Here is a 19,079-nt window from a genome sequence, read left to right as displayed (position 1 = left end):
TGATTCGGCAGCTTTTTTTATTCACTTTTCTGCTGTTTGTTCATAAAATAGGCTGGCTAAAATGACAGTCACGACTGTTAAGAATGGAAGCAAAAACTCAAGGGTTGTATGCCGCATCATAAACTCATTCAATTGAACGTCGCGGACAATCATCTCTCCCCCAGTAAAAGCTAAAAGTGCACTTCCTCCATATAAAAGAAACGGAAATTTTGTTAATGCTGCATGAATGAGTTTACTCCCCCCAATAATAATAGGGACCGAAATCATTAATCCGATCATTGTCAGCACCATATTTCCTTTTGCAGCACCTGCAATAGCAATGACATTATCAAGTGACATAAGGAGGTCGGCGACTACAATCGTTTGGACAGCACGCCAAAGGGAGCCGCTACTTTTAATAAGAAGCGTTTTTTTCTTTTGTTCAATTAACAGATTGTAACCTATATAAAGGAGAAAGAGCCCTCCGATAAATTGTAAATAAGGGATGGTCAATAAATATACCGCAGCACCTGTCATAGTCATCCGCATCAACACCGCCAAAAGAGTGCCGATCCATATGGCTTTATTACGTTTATCATCTGATAAGCTTCGACTGGCCATGGCAATGATGAAGGCATTATCTCCGCCTAGTATCAGATCTATGCCAATAATCATGAAAAAGGAGACGATCCACTCTGCTTCCATTTCATTCACCTCGTTTCACTATTAGAGCTCGTACAAACAATATATGAGAACAATTCAAATATATGTTTCTGCAAGTTTTCTCTGCAAAAAATGCGTTTTTATTTCTTTTATTCATGTTTTATCATAAAATAGACAGTACAAAGCATTACCTCAAGTCTTTCAAAGGTTAACATGTAGACGGAACGGGTAAAGTGTAGTAAAGTACTATTAATTGGGAGCTTGTATGTCCCTTCAACATCTTATATAGAAGGGAAGGTTGGCAAAATGGAAATTGAAAGAATAAATGAACATACAGTGAAATTTTATATTTCCTACGGTGATATTGAAGATCGCGGCTTTGACCGTGAAGAGATTTGGTATAATCGTGAGCGCAGTGAAGAGCTGTTCTGGGAAGTAATGGACGAAGTGCACGAAGAAGAAGAGTTTGCAGTCGAGGGACCGCTTTGGATTCAAGTACAGGCACTTGATAAAGGTCTTGAAATTGTCGTGACAAAAGCCCAACTTTCTAAAGATGGACAAAAGCTCGAATTGCCGATTCCAGAGGATAAAAAAGACCAAACAGACGAAGACAGTCTAGATGCACTGCTCAATGATTTTTATAAAGAGGAGCAGGATCAAGAAGAACATAATGAGAAGGACAAAAAACTTCAACTTCAATTCGTATTGAAATTGGATGACTTTGAAGATTTAATTGCACTTTCTCAATTAAATATGCAGGACTTTACCACAAGTTTATATTCGTTTGAAAATCGTTATTATCTATATGTTGACTTCCACGAGGATTTGTCAGATGAGCAAGTTGAGAATAAGCTTAGCATACTACTTGAATACGCTCATGAATCAGTGGTCAGCATTTACAGACTGCAAGAATACGGTCAGCTGATTGTCAAAGGAAATGCCCTTGAAACGATTCAACAGCACTTCTCGTAAACGACAAAAAGTCGATTTCTATAGAGGAATCGACTTTTTTATCTGAATCAATTAGACAAAGAGATCGGCAAGGAGAAAATCAAATGAGAAATATAGTCAAGGTTCTTTTCTTTCTTATCATTACGATAGGTGCTTATTTTATTGTTCGTATTTTTGCCGGTGATTTAGCGGTAAGTGTGCTTAGTTCAATCAGTGTCCTTTTCACCTTATCGATTATATTCATCGGATTTGTCATATTCTTAGAGAACAGAAATCCCTCCCAAACCATTACATGGCTGGTGCTTCTGGGGAGTTTTCCGTTATTTGGGTTTTTGTTCTACATCTTCTTTGGACGCAATATCAAGAAGCGCCGGTTGTTCGAAAAGAAGGCGGCACTAGATGAACAATTAATTCAGGAAGATGAACGAATTCACAGAGAAGCAATCGAAAAGATGACACATATGGGTGATCATCAGCAGCGCTTATTTAAACTAGCACACAGACTTGGACATACCCCCATCACATATCGCACGTCCTCTAAAGTCCTAACAAATGGAAAGGAAACGTTCTCTCATATCTTTGAAGAGATTAAAAAAGCAAAACATCACATTCACTTAGAATATTATATTCTTCGGCATGATCATCTTGGCAATGAATTAAAAGACATTTTGATTGAGAAAGCAAAAAGTGGGGTGATTGTTCGATTTCTGTATGACGATGTAGGTAGCTTACAGCTCTCTCGTCAATATATAGCCGACCTAGAAAAGGCCGGTGTACAGATCGTACCATTCCTACCTGTCAGACTGCCATTATTAAATAATAAAATTAATTTCCGAAATCACCGGAAAATTGTCGTCATTGATGGAGAAGTTGGATTTGTAGGAGGTCTGAACATTGGGGACGAATACATGGGCAGAAGCAGACAATACGGATTTTGGCGTGATACACATCTCATGATTAAAGGAGAGGCTGTTCGCGATTTACAGCAGATTTTTATGCAGGATTGGTATTATATGACCAATGAAACCTGTTCAGGTGAGGAATATTTTAAGGATTTCAGTCATTTTGAGAGTACAACAGAAGGAGTGCAAATGATTGCAGGTGGTCCAGATAAACAGTGGGAGGTTATTAAAAATCTCTTTTTTTCAATGATAATTTCTGCAAAAAAGTCTATTTGGATTGCTTCTCCTTATTTTATTCCCGATGTTGATATTTTGTCAGCACTGAAAATTGCCTCTTTGAGCGGGGTGGATGTACGGATTATAGCCCCAAAAAATCCTGACAAACGCATTGTGTTCCATGCGTCTCGCTCATACTTTCCTGAGCTTCTTGAAGCAGGGGTGAAGGTCTATGAATATGACCAAGGTTTTATGCATAGTAAGTTTATCATTGTGGACAGTGAACTTGCTTCGATTGGGACTGCAAACATGGATATGAGAAGCTTCCACTTAAATTTTGAAGTAAATGCGTTTCTTTATAAAACAAAAAGTACGGAGAAACTGGTCAATGACTTCTTAGGTGATCTAGAGCAGTCAAACGAAATTGTGCCAGATGAATTTGCAAAAAGACCTTTGAGGGTGAGGCTGTTTGAATCAACAGCACGATTATTATCACCACTTCTTTAAATATTGTGTTTCCCCCTTTTTTTAATAGGGGGATTTTTTATTTTCATAGGGAAATGGTCGTTAAACATGTGTTTTGAATGGGCAAAATACATTTTTCCACATTCGCTCAACCCTAAAAGAACAAGCTATAATATGGTCATCAAAGAGCAAGGGGTGAGATATATGAACGCAGCTATCATGGATAATGGGAGACTCATCCGTATTACGCATCATCTAACGAAGAGCCGGCTAGAGCATGTGAGGAACACTTGCAAATTTTATTGTCCTGAATGTAGACAGGAGGTTCGATTGAAGTTAGGTGAGCATCGTATGTATCATTTTGCACACATTCAGTTCACAGCATGTCCTTTCGCCATTCAAGGTGAAACCGCCTATCATCAGGCCGGCAAAACAACCATCATCGATTGGTTGAAGCGACTTGGACATCAGCCAAACCTTGAGAAGTATATTCCATCCATTCAGCAGCGGCCTGATGTCACAGTCGTTGATGGTGACGTAAGCTATGCGATCGAATTTCAATGTGCGAACATTTCAGAGCGGGAGCTGATGAAGAGAACTTCAGGTCTGCGCGCAGCAGGCATGGTTCCAGTTTGGATATTAGGTGCAAATCGTTTAAATCGAAAATCTGCTCAGCTTTTTTCATTCTCCGCCATTCATTGGGAAATGTTGCGGGTTTCACAAAGAAAGCGTCTGATCTATTATTGTCCGACCCAGCAAACACTCATTTATCTTGACGATATATTTGCCTTTCAGCCTTCGAAAACATGTGCCGTAATGACCGTTCAGCCGCTTTCAGCCTGTCATCATATCTCAGAGATGCTCCATAAGCAGCCTAAAAAGCAGCCGTTGAATAAGCAATGGCTGAAATGTGTTCAGCAATTTAGACAGCGGCCTCCCCGTATTTTATCAGGTGAAAGCAAGCGGCTGCAGCAACTGTTCTATCAACATCATCAAACGGCGTTCCCATTTATGCCAGTTGAAATGTTTATTCCGCTTACAGAAGCGTATATTTTTACTAGTCCCGTTTATGTATGGCAGGGCTATCTTTATGATTGGATGATCAGGAGAAAAGTGAATGAATCCTTGACCATTCAGATGCTTATAAAAGAAATCTACCGGTGTGTGCAGGCGAAAGAAGTGAAGTTTAGATATGCCAATGTGACAATAGAAGATGTGAAAGCGGCCATCACCGCATATGTAAAGGCTTTGTTATCCTGCGGGTTTTTACAAGTAATCAAAGAGGGTCATTATAGAGTAACTTCGAATCAAAAGCCTATACGCACACTAGAAGAAGCATTGAAACGAGATGCTTTCTTATTTCATTAGCATGTTTCTAGCCCACTTTGATCATCATAAGAAAAAGGTGGTGTTGCTAGTGAATAGAAAGAAACGTTTTTTTCTCATTTTTTTAGTCTGTTCAGTATTTATTTCTGCATATGATTTGACAAATATAGTTCAAAACAAAGAAGATAAATACAACGCCAATTTCTTTCACTTACCGAAAGATTGGTTCAATATATCTCAAGCAAGGGGGATTCATATGACTTCACAAAGTAAAAGCAACCATTTACCAGACAGAAGCGAAGTACAAGAAGAAAACAAATGGCGTCTTGAAGATATTTTTGAAAGCGTCGATACATGGAACAAGGAATACGAAAATGTAAAAAAAGACATCCCTAAGCTTGCACAATTTAAAGGCAAGCTGGCACACTCTGCTGATGTTTTGTATGAAGCCCTAACATTTCAGGATCAACTTTCTGAAAAGCTTGGCAAGCTTTATACATATGCGCACATGAAATACGATGAAGACACCACAAATTCATCATTCCAGGCATTAAATGATAAAGCGTCCAATCTATTTACACAGTTGTCTAGTGCATCTGCTTATATTGTTCCAGAGATTTTATCGATACAAGAAGATAAACTTCAGCAATTTATTATGGAGAAAGAAGAATTAAAACTTTATTCTCACGCTCTCGAAGAAATTAACAAAGAGCGCCCGCATATTTTAAGTGAGGAGCAGGAAGCTTTATTAGCTGAAGCCTCTGAACCACTCTCATCTTCATCCACTACATTTAGTATGTTTAATAATGCTGATATATCTTTCCCTACTGTAAAGGATGAAAAAGGGGAAGAAAAGCAGATTACACATGGTAACTTTATCACATTTTTAAATAGTGATGACCGTGAAGTGAGAAAGAATGCCTTCAAGGCCGTTTACAAAACGTATGATCAATATAAGAATACACTGGCCTCCACACTTAGCGGTTCTATTAAAAAGGATAATTTTTATGCGAAAGTACGTAATTATCAATCGGCAAGGGAAGCTGCTTTATCTCGCAATAGCATTCCAGAAGAAGTGTATGACAATCTGATTGATACGATTCATCAATATTTACCGTTATTACACCGCTATATAGAATTGCGTAAAAAGGTATTAAAGCTTGATGAAGTGCACAATTATGATTTGTATACACCGCTTGTGAAAGATGCGGGCATGAAGTTAACTTACGATGAAGCTAAGGAGTACATGCTTAAAGGTCTCGCGCCATTAGGGGAAGAGTATGTGTCCATTGTAAAAGAAGGACTCGATAACCGCTGGGTTGACGTTTATGAAAATAAAGGAAAACGAAGCGGGGCCTATTCATCTGGAAGTTATGGAACAAACCCTTATATTTTAATGAACTGGCAAAATAATATTGATAATTTATTTACCTTGGTGCATGAATTTGGTCACTCAGTCCACAGCTATTATACAAGAAAGCACCAGCCATATCCGTATGGAAACTATAGTATCTTTGTTGCCGAAGTTGCTTCCACAACAAATGAGGCGTTATTAGGAGAATATTTGCTAAACAACTTACAGGATAAAAAGCAGCGTTTGTATGTTCTGAATCATCTATTAGAAGGATTTAGAGGGACTGTATTTAGACAAACCATGTTTGCTGAATTTGAACATCTTATTCACGTGAAAGCACAAGAAGGGGAGGCATTAACTCCAGAGTTTATGACGGATCTTTATTACGATCTGAATAAGAAGTATTTTGGTGACGGCATGGTTGTTGATAAGGAAATCGGATTAGAGTGGTCTAGAATTCCGCATTTCTATTACAACTATTATGTGTATCAATATGCAACAGGTTATAGTGCAGCTCAAGCGTTAAGTAAGCAAATATTGGAGGAAGGAAAACCTGCGGTGGACCGTTATACAGACTTCCTAAAAGCAGGAAGCTCCGACTACCCTATCAATGTGCTGAAAAAAGCAGGCGTCGATATGGCATCCAAAAAGCCGATTGAAGCTGCTTGTCAATTGTTTGAGGAAAAACTAAATGAAATGGAAGAGCTCATTTCAAAAACAAGTGAGTAATCATGGCTTCTGTCAAAAGTGTGTGTTAACGCATCTTTTGGCAGGAGTATTTCTTTTTTTAAGCCAGCAAAAAGCTTCTCCAGTTTAAGTTGAGAAGCTCATTCCATTTATCACCCTTTAAATCCTTTAAATGTCTTCCGGTGATTCATTCGATAAAGTGTAAAGAGAATCGAACCAAATAAGAGTGGAGAGGTGAGATAAAGAGGTAGCATTTTCATTAGACCTAATATATTGATAAAGAAACATAAGCCGATGGCAACAAGTCCAATGTATGTGCTGCGCATGCAGATCCCCCCATTTTTTGTTACTTTCACTATATGAAAGTGGCAGTCCTCTTATGTTTTGTGACAAAAATATGAACATATAGTATATCGGTTGTCATAAGTCGACAAAATTTGATATACTACAGATGTGAAATTAATCACATACAAACATTACCCCTTTGTTTGACCGTGAAAAATTTCTCCCATCCCCTTTGTTGTCGTTAAGACATAGTGAAACCGCGCTTATCCCGGCGCGGTTTCTTCGTATCTGAAAATAGAACAAGAGTTCTTTTTTATCTGCAAAGAAAAAACATGGGTCAGCACCCATGTTCATTCTCACAGCGATAGACATCAACATCTGTATGGTTTTCATCTTCTTTATAGCGCCAAAACATTTCTTGTTGTACTTGTACACGTTCCACTTTTTTAGCGAATGCGAGCTTTTTCATTTCTCGTTCGACCTGTTCGAGGGTCAGATCATATACAACGGCTATCTCTTTCGCTGATGCAAATTGAAAATAAGCGATAAACCATTCAATTGGAGGCCTTTCTGAAGGTGTTGGCTTTTCACCTATCATTTCAAAGAGAATTTCTTCGTACACATCATAAGAGTGTGCACCTGAGATCTTTAGTCCTTCGTCTCCGTTCATCGTATTAAAAAAGGCGAAGGTAGGGAGCTCAGATACGTCCATTTCAGCTGCAATTTTCATATCACATTTCAGTGCTTTGACAGCACTTTGAGAATGGATGTCTCGCTGGAATTCGTCTATATCCAGCCCCGCATTTTTTGCATTTTCTAAAAGCACATGCTCACTTGTCACATCTTGCTGATGGCAAAAAAGTGACTCTTGAATAAGACGTAAAAATTTCATTCCGCACTTTCTACCTTGGAGTTCAGCCGCTTTCAAGGCGAGCGATGCCAGATAAGGTGATGTCACAATTTGTTCAGACAGCATTTGTTCTTTTTTGGTCTGAGTTTTTGTTGCGAATTTTCCCCATGCTTCAGTCAGCAGATGTTTCTTTCTTTTCCTGTTCAATGCATTGATGCTAGAGCTTGTGACCGTTCGTAAAGTGAAAAAACGGCCGTATTTCATTTTCAATTTTTTAATTGATGGCTCTAATAACCAACAGTCTGGGCTGAGAGGATCAATGAATACATAGATTTCGATCGGCTTTTGAGGATGTCCGTGACAGTGTGAGAAATATTGATCGTGCTGATTGCAGCTCAAGATCGTCCGTCCTTTTCAGGTGTTTGATTAACCATATGATGAGCTGTCAGTGAGAGTCGCTCAAATAAAAAGTCACGAATATCGCCGGTTAATCCTACTTTATTCATTGCATCCTCCATGCATTCAAGCCATGCGTCAGCCCGCTCTTCAGTGATTGGGAAAGGAAGATGTCTAGCCCTTAGCATTGGGTGTCCATGCTCCTCAGTATAAAGTGCGGGTCCGCCTAAATATTGAGTTAAAAACTGTTTTTGTTTTCTTGCTGTTTCTTTTAAGTCATCCGGGAAAATAGGATGAAGCAAAGGATGACACTTTACATTTTCATAAAAAGTATCAACAAGTTGCGATAGAAGTTCTTCTCCAACCGCTTCGTAAGGTGCGTTAAACGATTGTACCATGTTGACTACTCCTTTTACTCATAGCTAATAGGATGATAATCCTATTGCGAAGTTCATTTATTTAAAAAGTGATATTCAGTTTGTTCTTTTTTGCTGTTTCTATTCTTGTATACTTATTTTAACAACCCCAAATCAATTCCACAAACAAACCGCTTTTCGTCCTTTGTCAAAGAGCGAGGGGGCTGGGTTCTATGATCAATTGACCATATCATAACACATTCAGTCAAAAAAGGGTGAAAAGCGACATACAAAAAACCGAAGGGGTTATTCTCTTCGGTTTAAGCAAAATATTGCGCTGTGATTTTCTTTACATAATTTTGTGTTTCTTTAAATGGAGGAATGCCTCCGTATTTATCCACATTTCCAGAGCCTGCGTTATAGGCCGCAAGTGCAAGTGAGATATTTCCATTGTATTTATTAAGCATTTGCTTCAAATACTTCGTTCCGCCTTCAATATTTTCTGCTGCATTAAAGGCGTTACTTACGCCAAGAGATTTAGCAGTAGATGGCATGAGCTGCATGAGTCCAAGTGCGCCTGCGTGGCTGACAGCATTTGTACGGTAGCCGGATTCTTGCTGGATGACTGCATGGATGAGCTTTTCAGGAACACCGTGTTTTTGAGCCATTTGTGATACGATCTGATTAATCTCTTTTGATGAAGCACTTGAGACAGCTTTTTGAAGTGGCGGTGTATAGTCGGTGTTCGTCACGTTACCAATCCCATTGGCTGTATTCAATTGAGAGTCATTTGAATACAAGGCTTGAGAAGGTAATTGTTCATTGCTTGCAATTGCTGATAGATAAGGGTTGGTTCTTGCATATTGAGTGCTCGGTACCGTTGATGTATCCTGACCCATTAATGCCGAGATTGATAGCGGAAGACGTGATAAATCCGTTCCGCCTAAAAAATCTTGGAGCAGCGTCTGAAACGAAGCTTGTGCGTTTGATTCTTGATCAGTAGCCGCTGTCGTTTGTCCATTATCCGTTTGTAATGTTTTAAGCGCTTGAAGTTGCATAAAGGATTGAAGTTGATTGACGTTCATCATGTTCCTCCCTCAAAGAATTTATCTATTTCTGTGTTTTTATTTTTTCTTCATAAAAACGGATCACTTTGTTTTTGGTGTTGCGTGTTGGAATATGAAATTGACTAAGCAATTGTGTAAATGCGGCTTGTCCGATGTCTATATCGTTCACCTCAAACTCTAATTCATAGTCCTCTACTGTTAAATATCGGCTGTGATCCAAAACAATTAAGCCTTCTTTGATCATTTTTTCTGCTCTTGATGTTTCAAGAGAACCGAAATATACAATCTGATCTTTTGGAATGTTAAGACCCTTCAAACGTTTAGCGACTTCACCTTCTGGTATATTAAAGTTTTCAAGTTGAGGAGGGGGATCTATCTCTTGATGAGTTTCCAGTAACCCGACCTCGTGCGGTTCCTTTAAAGTCAAGACCCAATGACCATTTTTTTCTCTGATTCTCAGTGCAGCAAAATGAGATTTTATATCAAATTGGGGTGTATCAAAGTAATAGTTGGTTTGGGTGCGAAAATCTGCATCTTTCAATTGGAAGTATTGTTTTAGTTGTTCAAATTCTTCTTTCGTTAATAATTGCTTTAGTTCTATTTCAATTTCCTGTGACATTTTGACATCAACCTTTCATTTAGAGGAAATATAGTTATTGTACACGAAGTGTGATAGCAAGTGACATTTCATTTTTAACAATGTTTTTGTATCGTTTGAAATGTGCTGATGTTCATGATGGATGAAGTAAAATAATGAATTCAAAAGAAAATCAATGTTTTCTCAAAAAGTTCGGTTTATCAATATTGAACTTGATATGATAAAATAAAGGTGTACTTTGTTGTAAAGGAGATTATGATGCAAAACAGAATTGAAATCATAGAAGCAACTTTAAAAGAAGACGGACTGTTTTTGGCGATCCAGTCGGATGAGCATATTCAAAAAGCAAAGGCATCGGGACAAATGCTTGTTGATTCTGATCACTTTGCGTTCGTTTACATACTTGAAAATGAGGAGTCTTTTACGTATCTTATTTTAGGAGAGAACATATGGGCTCCATTAAAAGAAGCAATGAATCGTGACATGCCTGTCTATTTGACAGCAGAACAAAAAACACTAGAACTTATTCAACTTCATCAGGAATTAAACTATTTAATTGACAATATTAAAGACAATGCCAATTACGGAGATATGGAAGAGAAAGTGAAAAACACATTCCTCTGAAATAATTAGGTATTTGGAATTGGGGGAAATTTCATGGACAAAAAACAATGGGATCAATTCCTCGCACCATATAAACAAGCAGTCGAAGAATTAAAAGTGAAACTAAAAGGCATTCGAAAGCTGTATGAATTCGAGGATGACCATTCACCAGTAGAATTTGTGACAGGCCGAGTGAAGCCCGTTGCTAGCATATTGGAAAAGGCAAAGCGCAAAAACATTCCGATGCATGAAATCGAAACGATGCAGGATATTGCAGGGCTTCGCATTATGTGCCAGTTTGTAGAAGATATACAAGTCGTGAAAAAAATGCTTCAGTCACGAAAAGATTTTGTTGTTGTTGATAAACGCGACTATATTGCAGAACATAAAGAAAGCGGATACCGATCATATCATCTCGTTGTTTTATACCCGCTGCAAACGGTTAATGGGGAGAAGCAGCTACTGGTCGAAATCCAAATACGAACACTTGCCATGAACTTTTGGGCGACTATTGAGCATTCTCTTAATTATAAATATAGCGGGAATATACCGGAGAAGGTCAAGCTTCGGTTGCAAAGGGCCTCTGAAGCAGCATCTCTTCTTGATGATGAGATGTCTGAAATCAGAGGGGAGATTCAGGAAGCACAGGTGGCATTCTCGCGCAAAAAGAAAACAGATCACTGAGTCGTGCTTGATCAAATATGCTGCTGCCCTCTTATCGCAGCGAGGTGAAAAAGGAGAAGAATTCATGAAATTTGCAGTTTCTTCAAAAGGGAATTCTGTATCTGATGCACTCAAAAATAAAATTCAGACTTACTTACTGGATTTTGGAATGGAACTAAATGAAGAAGAACCGGATCTTGTCATTACTGTTGGGGGAGACGGCACCCTTTTATATGCTTTTCACCGCTACAGCAACCGCCTAAATGAAACAGCTTTTGTCGGTGTGCATACGGGGCATCTTGGTTTTTATGCAGACTGGGTCCCAAGTGAAATTGAAAAGCTTGTACTGGCTATTGCGAAAACGCCTTATCATATTGTTGAATATCCCATCCTTGAAGTCATTGTCAGGTACAACGATGGCGGACAAGAAGAGAAATATTTAGCAATGAATGAGTGTACCATTAAAAGCATGGAAGGAACACTTGTGGCGGATGTTGAGATTAGAGGACAGCTCTTTGAAACATTTAGAGGAGATGGTCTTTGCTTGTCCACGCCGTCTGGAAGTACTGCTTATAATAAAGCGCTCGGTGGAGCCATTATTCATCCATCCATTAGAGCCATTCAGCTTGCAGAAATGGCATCCATCAATAACAGAGTCTTCCGGACAGTGGGTTCACCGCTTATTTTGCCAGACCACCACACGTGTGTCATTAAGCCAATTAATGATGTGGATTTTCAGGTAACGATTGATCATTTGACATTGCTACATAAAGACGTCAAATCCATTCAATGCCGCGTGGCTAATGAGAATGTCCGTTTTGCCCGTTTTAGACCGTTTCCTTTTTGGAAAAGAGTGCAAGATTCCTTTATTGGAAAAGGAGAATAAGAAAGAGGTCGTTCTCGCTGGAATACTTTAAGCTAACCAAAACAATTTCACTGAAAGAAAAGGGGCTGCTTTTAAAAGACTATTTAATTGATCTCGGTATATCGAAAAGAATGCTGACAGATATTAAGTTTGATGGCGGCGATTTGCTCATTAATGGAGAACATGTCACCGTCAGGTACGAACTAAATGAGGGAGACACGCTCACGATTATATTTCCTGAAGAAAAGGTGAGTGAAGGGTTAAAGCCTGTTGACATTCCGCTTAATATTTTATTTGAAGATGAGCATGTGCTCGTGCTAAATAAAAAGCCGTCTATTCCATCTATTCCTTCTAGAGAGCATCCTGAAAACAGTATTGCAAATGGACTGCTACATCATTATGCACAGCAGTCTATTCATCTGACCGTTCATTTGGTGAACCGCCTTGATCGTGATACGTCTGGTGTCATGCTTGTAGCCAAACATCGCTTTGCACATAGTCTTTTATCAAAAGCGCAAAAAAAAGGGGAAGTGAAGCGTACGTATCGGGCATTTACACATGGCATCATTTCAAAGAAGCAAGGAACGATCAGGGCGCGGATTGCAAGAAAAGGAGACAGTATCATTGAACGAATGGTGGATGAGAATGGTCAGGACGCAGTCACACATTATACAGTAAAAGCGTTACATACTGGTCTGGACATGTCTGATGTGTCTCTTGTACTCGAAACAGGAAGAACGCATCAAATTCGTGTGCATATGCAATATATTGGTCATCCCCTTATTGGTGATACACTTTATGGCGGTACTAAAGAGCGAATGGACCGGCAGGCATTGCACAGTGAAACCCTTGTCTTTCCTCATCCGATGACAGGTGAGCAAATGACGTTTTCGGCTCCTTTGCCTTGGGACATGCAGTCATTGCTCCTATAAAAAATAAACCTGGTAGCCTGCTATGATATGCTCTCCTAAAGGGAGACAGATGAACTGAAAAAATCTGTTTGCCTTAGGGGAGTTTTTTCATGACTGGAATCTTTCGAACGCCAGATTTCTAAGGGCAGATCATTGATTTTTCAAAGATAGTTGCCTGTTCTATCCACGGTTTTTCAGTTCGTATCCAAGTTTGTCTATGAGAGTGATCAGCTCTTGGTAGTAGCCAATGATCTGACTATAATGTGGCTGAGGGATTTTCTTTTTATCGGAGATTTCGTATTTATGCGTTTTTGCAGAGAAGTATCCAGTTTAATGCCGCATGGTGACGCGACGCTGAGAAGCGGTGATCGAGTGCTTGTGTCTGGTTGCAAGGTGTATGTGGCAGAACTTTAACGTACAGTTAGAGTTGCAATGAACGCTTGACCAATGAACAAATCATGATTAAGATAGAAGTAACAAAACCATATAAATGATCCACTAGGGGAGTCCTTCAAAAGGGCTGAGATAAAAGTGTAGACTTTTAGACCCTCATTACCTGAACAGGTTCATACCTGCGTAGGGAAGTGGTGCGGTATTTGACTATGCTTTTTACAAATTCCAAGCCACTTTCCATGCGGAAAGTGGCTTTTTTATATGATAAAAAACAGGAGGAGAGGAACATGACATTTTCAGAGGAGTGTAAAGAGGCAGCAGCAAAATGGTGGAATGGAAGTTTTACGCACCCGTTTGTCAAAGGAATTGGGGATGGGACGCTTTCACTTGATCGTTTCACCTATTACGTCATGCAGGATTCGTATTACTTAACCCATTTTGCAAAAGTGCAATCATATGGAGCTGCTATGAGTGAGGACTTACATACCACTGGCAGAATGGCGTATCATGCACAGGGCACTTATGAAGCAGAACTATCGCTGCATAGAAAGTTTACAGAGCTCCTTCATATTTCTGAAGAAGCACTAGCTAATTTTAAGCCTTCTCCAACTGCTTATGCATATACCTCACATATGTACCGATCTGTTAAAAGTGGACGATTTGAAGAAGTTCTAGCAGCGCTATTGCCGTGCTACTGGTTATATTACGAGGTTGGTGAAAAATTGAAACAAACCACACCACAACATCCAATTTATCAAGAATGGATTTTAACATATGGAGGAGATTGGTTTAAAGAGCTCGTCTTTGAACAGGTTAACCGTTTCGATGAACTTGCAGAACAAGCAACAGAACATGTGCGATCCAATATGAAAGAAAATTTTGTGATCTCTAGCTATTATGAATACCAGTTCTGGGAGATGGCGTATGAAAAGGAAAAATGGGATACAGCATGCTTAGATGGGGTTGGTACAAGTGGAACTCCACGCAGTGACAAATGATACGCTTTCCACCGAAGAGCTAGTGAAGCAAATAAAAGCAATCGAACCAGAAGTTGATTTTATTCATATACGAGAACGATCTAAAACAGCCAGAGAGCTTGTTCATCTCGTGAAGCGGCTCCTTGCTGTAGGGGTATCCAAAGAGAAAATGGTGATCAATGACCGAGTAGACGTCGCACTTCTAACGAATATTCACCGTGTACATCTCCCAGGACACAGTTTTTCACCAAAGGAGCTGAGACAAAAATTTCCTCATCTTCATTCAGGCGTGTCTGTTCATTCGTTAGAAGAAGCGAAACTAGCAGAGAAGGAAGGGGCAGAGTATGTGATGTTTGGGCATGTATATGACACAGCGTGTAAACCGGGACTACAAGCAAGAGGCGTGAAGCTTGCGGAAGAACTGGCTTCAGCACTGACCATTCCTGTGGTGGTCATTGGCGGCATCACGCCAAAGCGAATCCCTGAATTGATGCGTATAAGATTGAAAGGAATTGCTGTCATGTCTGGTATTTTCACGCAGGCAGAACCCAAAATGATGGCGCAAATCTTTTCTGAAAAGCTAAAGGAGAATCCTTATGAAAAAGCATTATGACGTAGCAATTATTGGGGGTGGAATCATAGGGATGTCAGCAGCGTATCACCTTGCAAAAGCAGGCAAACAGGTTGTTGTATTCGAGGAGTATGAGGTAGGGAAGAAAACAACGAGCGCAGCAGCTGGTATGCTTGGTGCACATGCTGAAGGAGAAGGTTATGAGGATATATTCTTTGAGGTTGGTCGAGCAAGCCAAGCGCTATACGAAAAATTAAAAATTGATTTAAAACATGAATCGGGCATTGACATTCGGAAATCAAGCGACGGCATGATGAAACTTGCATTTACTGAGGAAGAAAAACGTGCTCTTTGCCGAATGCAGCATTTATCTACGTTTCAATGGCTTGAAGCCAGCAGTGTGAAAAAACGGATGCCTCAAGTTTCAGATAAAATCATTGGGGCAGGTCTGATTGAGGATGATGTACATGTTGAACCTTATTCAGTATGTCGTGCATTTTTTCAAGCGGCCGTTCGAAATGGGGCGGAAGTCAAAGAGTATACAGCAGTAGTTGAAGTGAATCGTCATCAAGATGCATTGATTGTCAGAACGACGCAAGGCACATGGACATGTGATCACCTCACTGTGGCTAGTGGCGTATGGTCTGGACGTTTTTTTGAAGAGCTAGGATTATCTCATTCTCTTTATCCAGTGAAAGGAGAATGTGTGTCTGTATGGAATAACGGTCCAGCACTTGAACACACCATTTATCATGACCATTGTTATGTAGTTCAGAGAGACAGCGGGAAACTGGTCATTGGCGCGACGATGGAGCCACATGACTGGCATGCAGTTCCAACACTTGGAGGTATTGAAGCAGTCATTCAAAAAGCAGCTGATCTCATGCCGTCAGTTAAGCAGATGCCAATTGATCAGTTTTGGGCGGGGCTTCGTCCTGCTACAAGCGACCAACATCCCTATATTGGAAGGCACCCAGAAGACGATCGAATCCTATTTGCTACAGGGCATTACCGAAATGGTATTCTGCTTGCGCCGATTACTGGGGAGATTATTCGAAATCTCATACTAGGTCAACAGGTCAAAGAGGATTGGCTTCATGCATTTCGCATTGGCCGAAAGGAGGCATCGCTCGTATGAAAATTCAATTGAATGGGAGAATTGTTGATTTCGATAAAGAGAACGGCACGATTTTTGATCTCTTATCAGCCTATCAACTTGAAAACCGAGTTGTGATTGTGGAGAAAAACCAAGAAATTATTGATAAAGAAGCTTTTCAAAAAGAAGAAATCAAGCCAAATGACACGATTGAAATTGTTCACTTTGTAGGAGGAGGATGAAATCATGCTACACATTGGCGGAAAAACATTCACATCAAGACTATTACTTGGTACAGGGAAATATCCATCATTTGAGGTTCAAAAGGAAGCTGTTGATGTGTCAGGAGCAGAAATTTTGACCTTTGCTGTGCGAAGAATGAATATTTTTGAAGCATCACAGCCTAATTTTTTAGAGCAACTCGATCTTTCAAGATTTACGCTTCTTCCGAATACAGCTGGCGCAAGTACTGCTGAAGAAGCGGTGCGAATTGCTCGTCTAGCGAAAGCATCAGGGCTTTGTGACATGATCAAGGTGGAAGTGATTGGCTGTTCAAGATCTCTTCTTCCAGACCCTGTGGAGACGTTAAGAGCATCTGAAATGTTACTGGAAGAAGGCTTTATTGTTTTGCCGTATACATCGGATGATGTGGTACTTGCAAGAAAATTAGAAGAACTGGGTGTACATGCGATTATGCCAGGTGCTTCTCCAATCGGGTCAGGTCAAGGCTTACTAAACCCTCTGAACCTCTCATTTATTATCGAGCAAGCGAAGGTTCCAGTCATTATTGATGCTGGTGTTGGTTCTCCGAAGGATGCTGCCTATGCCATGGAATTAGGAGCTGACGGTGTTTTACTCAATACAGCTGTCTCGGGAGCAAGGGATCCAGTAAAAATGGCAAAAGCCATGAAGCTGGCGATTGAATCAGGGAGACTAGGCTACGAGGCAGGACGTATCCCATTGAAAAACTATGGTACGGCAAGCAGTCCGCAGGAAGGAATGCCAGCGTTTTGAGCACTCGTTATTCACGCCAAGAGCTCTTTCAACCCATTGGCAAAGAAGGTCAAAAGCGGCTTCTTGCTTCCAAAGTAGTTATTATTGGAGCGGGAGCACTTGGGACAGCAAGTGCTGAAATGCTTGTACGTGCTGGAGTGGGCTCTGTGATCATTGCGGACAGAGATTATATAGAATGGAGCAACCTTCAGCGCCAGCAGCTATATACAGAACAGGATGTACAAGATCGGCTGCCAAAGGCAGTGGCTGCTGAATCGAGATTAAAGCTTGTCAACAGTGAGGTCAAGGTGAAAGGGCTCGTCATGGATGTGACAGCTCAAAACATTGATGAACTCATCTATGATGCTTCCATTGTCATCGATGCAGCGGATAATTTTGAGGTGCGGATGATTGTGAATGATGCTGCTGTCAAACATGAAATTCCTTTTCTTTACGGGGCATGTGTGGCGAGTTATGGGGTTAGTTTTACCGTTATACCTGGTGAGACGCCGTGTTTACACTGCTTGCTTGAGCATTTACCTGCACAAGGTATGACGTGTGATACAGCAGGTATTATTGGTCCTGCTGTGCAACAAGTGGCATCATATCAGGTAGCTGATGCGCTAAAGTATTTAACTGGACATCAAGTTACACCGATATTACGATCTTTTGACTTATGGACAAATGAACGTGCTGATATTCGTTCCGTTTTGTCATTAAAGAAAGAACAATGCCCAAGCTGTGGACTTCACACATATCCATTTCTTTCATATGATCGCCAAGCGAAGGCAGATGTGCTTTGCGGCCGCAATACAGTGCAAATCCGCAACGCCGCACAAACACCGCCGCCTTTAAACGAAGTGGCTCTTCGGTTAAAGGCAGCAGGGATGGATGTGCTTGAAAATCCGTATCTTCTTTCATGTCAAAAGGATGAATTCAAGCTCGTGCTGTTCAAGGATGGTAGAGCGCTTATACACGGAACAAGTGATATTGCCAAAGCAAGAACGATTTATCATCAATGGATTGGTTAGGAATAAAAGGATGTGATGATATGACAATCAAAAAAGCGTTAACGATCGCAGGTTCAGATTCAGGCGGCGGGGCAGGGATTCAAGCAGATTTAAAAACCTTTCAGGAGCTCGGTGTGTACGGAATGTCTGCCATCACAGCCGTTACAGCGCAAAATACACTAGGCGTTCACGGAATATTTCCACTTTCGGTAGCGGCATTACAAAGTCAAATAGATGCGGTAGCAGCAGATTTAATGCCAGATGCTGTCAAAACAGGGATGCTGTGGAGTGCAGACATGATTCAAGCCGTTGCTGAAAAAACTGTTCAATATCAGTTAAAACTGATTGTAGATCCAGTGATGATTGCAAAAGGCGGAGCGTCTTTATTGAATGAGGATGCTGTCTCTGCACTGAAACAGTACTTACTGCCTGTCAGCTATGCGGTTACGCCTAATCTCCCTGAGGCGGAGGTATTAACGGGGATCCGTATTCAGACAAAGGAGGATCGGTATCTGGTAGCAGAACGTCTTCATCAGCTAGGAACCGAATATATCGTGATAAAAGGCGGTCACGACCCTAGAGATGGTCTAATTACAGACTTACTTTATGATGGAAAAGGGTTTATGGAAGTGACGAATGAGCATATTGATACATCACATACACATGGAACCGGCTGTACGTTTGCTGCAGCATTAACAGCGGAAGTAGCGAAAGGGTTTTCGATGAGGGAAGCGTTTGAAACAGCGGAAACCTTTGTACATGAGGCAATCAAATTTCCTTTAAATATTGGCGCTGGGCATGGTCCAACCAATCATTTCGCTTATAAACAAAATCGAATCAAGGGATAAATATTTCTGACCGTCTTCACTTCCGAGGACGGTTTTTTGATAAATATGAAACTT

At 40.4% G+C, this 19,079-nt stretch carries 21 protein-coding genes, 1 pseudogene and 1 riboswitch; of the genes and pseudogenes, 16 read left to right on the top strand and 6 right to left on the bottom strand.

What is annotated here, in order from left to right; all coding sequences use genetic code 11:
- Nucleotides 1-21 precede the first annotated feature (21 nt).
- The gene (locus tag ACIQCE_RS03635; protein WP_400493627.1) at nucleotides 22-684 is read right to left on the bottom strand and encodes a TerC family protein; all 663 of its coding nucleotides are present in this window, start codon (nucleotides 682-684) and stop codon (nucleotides 22-24) included.
- Nucleotides 685-861: 177 nt separating this feature from the next.
- On the opposite strand from ACIQCE_RS03635, the pseudogene ACIQCE_RS03630 reads away from it, so the two are divergent.
- From ACIQCE_RS03630 to pepF, 5 genes and pseudogenes are all read left to right on the top strand, one after another.
- Nucleotides 862-967: pseudogene (locus ACIQCE_RS03630) on the top strand (adaptor protein MecA); the annotation flags it as partial.
- Complete coding sequence (mecA, locus tag ACIQCE_RS03625; RefSeq protein ID WP_400493626.1) at nucleotides 949-1,614, top strand: adaptor protein MecA; 666 nt, start codon at nucleotides 949-951, stop codon at nucleotides 1,612-1,614. The pseudogene ACIQCE_RS03630 and the gene mecA, both read left to right, overlap by 19 nt.
- An 83-nt stretch (nucleotides 1,615-1,697) precedes the next feature.
- Nucleotides 1,698-3,218, top strand: a complete 1,521-nt coding sequence (cls, locus tag ACIQCE_RS03620) for a cardiolipin synthase (RefSeq protein WP_400493625.1) — start codon at nucleotides 1,698-1,700, stop codon at nucleotides 3,216-3,218.
- A gap of 66 nt (nucleotides 3,219-3,284) precedes the next feature.
- Nucleotides 3,285-4,544, top strand: a complete 1,260-nt coding sequence (locus ACIQCE_RS03615; RefSeq protein WP_400493624.1) for a competence protein CoiA — start codon at nucleotides 3,285-3,287, stop codon at nucleotides 4,542-4,544.
- 214 nt (nucleotides 4,545-4,758) lie between these two features.
- Nucleotides 4,759-6,585 (top strand): oligoendopeptidase F, encoded by a 1,827-nt coding sequence (pepF, locus tag ACIQCE_RS03610; RefSeq protein WP_400493623.1) that lies wholly within the window; start codon nucleotides 4,759-4,761, stop codon nucleotides 6,583-6,585.
- Between the two features lie 110 nt (nucleotides 6,586-6,695).
- Here the strand turns inward: pepF and ACIQCE_RS03605 are convergent, their stop codons facing one another.
- From ACIQCE_RS03605 to ACIQCE_RS03585, 5 genes are all read right to left on the bottom strand, one after another.
- On the bottom strand, nucleotides 6,696-6,869 hold the full coding sequence (locus ACIQCE_RS03605) for a hypothetical protein (RefSeq protein WP_353856111.1): 174 nt from the start codon (nucleotides 6,867-6,869) through the stop codon (nucleotides 6,696-6,698).
- Nucleotides 6,870-7,165: 296 nt separating this feature from the next.
- Nucleotides 7,166-8,077, bottom strand: a complete 912-nt coding sequence (locus ACIQCE_RS03600; RefSeq protein ID WP_400493622.1) for a ClpXP adapter SpxH family protein — start codon at nucleotides 8,075-8,077, stop codon at nucleotides 7,166-7,168.
- On the bottom strand, nucleotides 8,074-8,472 hold the full coding sequence (locus tag ACIQCE_RS03595; protein WP_353856109.1) for a globin domain-containing protein: 399 nt from the start codon (nucleotides 8,470-8,472) through the stop codon (nucleotides 8,074-8,076). Before ACIQCE_RS03595 ends, ACIQCE_RS03600 begins: the two co-directional genes overlap by 4 nt.
- A 278-nt stretch (nucleotides 8,473-8,750) precedes the next feature.
- Nucleotides 8,751-9,515: a lytic transglycosylase domain-containing protein gene (locus ACIQCE_RS03590; protein WP_400493621.1), complete on the bottom strand. Its 765-nt coding sequence runs from the start codon at nucleotides 9,513-9,515 to the stop codon at nucleotides 8,751-8,753.
- A 25-nt stretch (nucleotides 9,516-9,540) separates the two neighbouring features.
- Complete coding sequence (locus ACIQCE_RS03585; protein ID WP_400493620.1) at nucleotides 9,541-10,116, bottom strand: CYTH domain-containing protein; 576 nt, start codon at nucleotides 10,114-10,116, stop codon at nucleotides 9,541-9,543.
- 237 nt (nucleotides 10,117-10,353) lie between these two features.
- Between ACIQCE_RS03585 and ACIQCE_RS03580 the strand changes: the two genes are divergently transcribed.
- The 11 genes from ACIQCE_RS03580 to thiD all read left to right on the top strand — a co-directional run bounded on the left by ACIQCE_RS03580 (nucleotide 10,354) and on the right by thiD (nucleotide 19,025).
- Entirely contained in the window at nucleotides 10,354-10,719 is a 366-nt protein-coding gene (locus ACIQCE_RS03580; RefSeq protein ID WP_353856584.1) for a UPF0738 family protein, read from the top strand.
- Between the two features lie 33 nt (nucleotides 10,720-10,752).
- Nucleotides 10,753-11,382, top strand: a complete 630-nt coding sequence (yjbM, locus tag ACIQCE_RS03575; protein ID WP_400493619.1) for a GTP diphosphokinase — start codon at nucleotides 10,753-10,755, stop codon at nucleotides 11,380-11,382.
- 64 nt (nucleotides 11,383-11,446) lie between these two features.
- Nucleotides 11,447-12,247, top strand: coding sequence for an NAD kinase (locus tag ACIQCE_RS03570; protein ID WP_400493618.1), 801 nt, complete (start codon nucleotides 11,447-11,449; stop codon nucleotides 12,245-12,247).
- Between the two features lie 44 nt (nucleotides 12,248-12,291).
- Nucleotides 12,292-13,158: an RluA family pseudouridine synthase gene (locus ACIQCE_RS03565; protein ID WP_400493836.1), complete on the top strand. Its 867-nt coding sequence runs from the start codon at nucleotides 12,292-12,294 to the stop codon at nucleotides 13,156-13,158.
- Nucleotides 13,159-13,627: 469 nt separating this feature from the next.
- A riboswitch (TPP riboswitch) is annotated at nucleotides 13,628-13,737 on the top strand.
- An 80-nt stretch (nucleotides 13,738-13,817) separates the two neighbouring features.
- On the top strand, nucleotides 13,818-14,528 hold the full coding sequence (gene tenA, locus ACIQCE_RS03560; protein WP_400493617.1) for a thiaminase II: 711 nt from the start codon (nucleotides 13,818-13,820) through the stop codon (nucleotides 14,526-14,528).
- Nucleotides 14,503-15,120, top strand: coding sequence for a thiazole tautomerase TenI (gene tenI / locus ACIQCE_RS03555; RefSeq protein WP_400493616.1), 618 nt, complete (start codon nucleotides 14,503-14,505; stop codon nucleotides 15,118-15,120). Before tenA ends, tenI begins: the two co-directional genes overlap by 26 nt.
- Nucleotides 15,104-16,216, top strand: a complete 1,113-nt coding sequence (thiO, locus tag ACIQCE_RS03550; RefSeq protein ID WP_400493615.1) for a glycine oxidase ThiO — start codon at nucleotides 15,104-15,106, stop codon at nucleotides 16,214-16,216. The genes tenI and thiO overlap by 17 nt, the downstream gene beginning before the upstream one ends.
- Nucleotides 16,213-16,416, top strand: coding sequence for a sulfur carrier protein ThiS (thiS, locus tag ACIQCE_RS03545; protein WP_353856102.1), 204 nt, complete (start codon nucleotides 16,213-16,215; stop codon nucleotides 16,414-16,416). Before thiO ends, thiS begins: the two co-directional genes overlap by 4 nt.
- A 4-nt stretch (nucleotides 16,417-16,420) precedes the next feature.
- Entirely contained in the window at nucleotides 16,421-17,188 is a 768-nt protein-coding gene (locus ACIQCE_RS03540) for a thiazole synthase (RefSeq protein ID WP_400493614.1), read from the top strand.
- The gene (locus tag ACIQCE_RS03535; protein ID WP_400493613.1) at nucleotides 17,185-18,198 is read left to right on the top strand and encodes a thiazole biosynthesis adenylyltransferase ThiF; all 1,014 of its coding nucleotides are present in this window, start codon (nucleotides 17,185-17,187) and stop codon (nucleotides 18,196-18,198) included. The genes ACIQCE_RS03540 and ACIQCE_RS03535 overlap by 4 nt, the downstream gene beginning before the upstream one ends.
- Nucleotides 18,199-18,218: 20 nt before the next feature.
- Entirely contained in the window at nucleotides 18,219-19,025 is an 807-nt protein-coding gene (thiD, locus tag ACIQCE_RS03530; protein ID WP_400493612.1) for a bifunctional hydroxymethylpyrimidine kinase/phosphomethylpyrimidine kinase, read from the top strand.
- Nucleotides 19,026-19,079: the final 54 nt, after the last annotated feature.

The sequence above is a fragment of the Bacillus sp. NPDC093026 genome (assembly GCF_044754665.1).
Lineage (GTDB): Bacteria > Bacillota > Bacilli > Bacillales > Bacillaceae > Bacillus > Bacillus maqinnsis.
This window is presented reverse-complemented; position numbering and strand designations above follow the sequence as displayed.